Here is a 720-nt window from a genome sequence, read left to right as displayed (position 1 = left end):
GGCCGCCGGGCCGCCCCCGCGCCCTCCCCCGGCCGCCGGGCCGCCCCCGCGCCCTGTTCTCAGGCTGTTGCGACGCTAACCCGAACCCCGAGGAGGCGGGGCGGGCCGTCCGTACGCCCGACACTTCCCCCCCACCTGCTCCGCCGTGTGTGATACAAGGGCCCACCTCCGCCCCTGGGGGTGGGCTTCTCGTGGGGCCCGCCGCCGTCCGCTGCCGCTCCACCTCTGCCTGCCCCTGCGCAGCGCGGGCTGGCACGGTTGCGGTGCTAGCCCCCACCGCTGCGCATGGTCCCGCCGCACCCCTCCACCACGACGGAAGGATCCAGGACCATGCCCACCCCCTCAGCCGGACAGTTCCTGCACAACGCCCTCAACCGCGCCGGTCTCACCTCCCGCTCGGACGGGGACCGCGGAAGCAGCTACATCGCCATCCCCGTCGGCGCCCACGGCGTGATCATGGTCACCGGCATGACCGGCCGGGCCAAGGAGAACGAGCTCGACTACCGCCCGATCGAGCACCAGGGCTGGGGAGCCGTCTACTACCCCAACACCGAGGAAGACGAGAGCCACTGCACCGAGTTCTACCAGTCCGCCGACTCCGACCTCGTCAGGGACACCGCCCTCGTCGTCAAGGCCGTCCTGGGCGTCATCGCCGGGCGCTCCGCCAGCTGACCCAACCAGCAACGCCGCCAACGTGACCCGCCCCTCACAAGGGGGCGG

At 72.9% G+C, this 720-nt stretch carries 1 protein-coding gene; it reads left to right on the top strand.

Annotation, left to right across the window (positions count from 1 at the left end; genetic code table 11):
* The first annotated feature begins 330 nt into the window (after positions 1 to 330).
* Positions 331 to 672: a hypothetical protein gene (locus tag EEJ42_RS31085; protein WP_123105199.1), complete on the top strand. Its 342-nt coding sequence runs from the start codon at positions 331 to 333 to the stop codon at positions 670 to 672.
* Positions 673 to 720 lie beyond the last annotated feature (48 nt).

Origin of the sequence: Streptomyces botrytidirepellens, from assembly GCF_003721215.1 — a bacterium.
Lineage (GTDB): Bacteria > Actinomycetota > Actinomycetes > Streptomycetales > Streptomycetaceae > Streptomyces > Streptomyces himastatinicus.
The sequence above is the reverse complement of the archived record's forward strand: the minus strand, read 5'-3'. Positions and strand labels throughout refer to the sequence as shown.

Excerpts from the sequence above, each read along its gene's own strand:
- EEJ42_RS31085 (WP_123105199.1), top strand. The coding sequence starts at position 331 with ATGCCCACCCCCTCAGCCGGACAGTTCCTGCACAACGCCCTCAACCGC.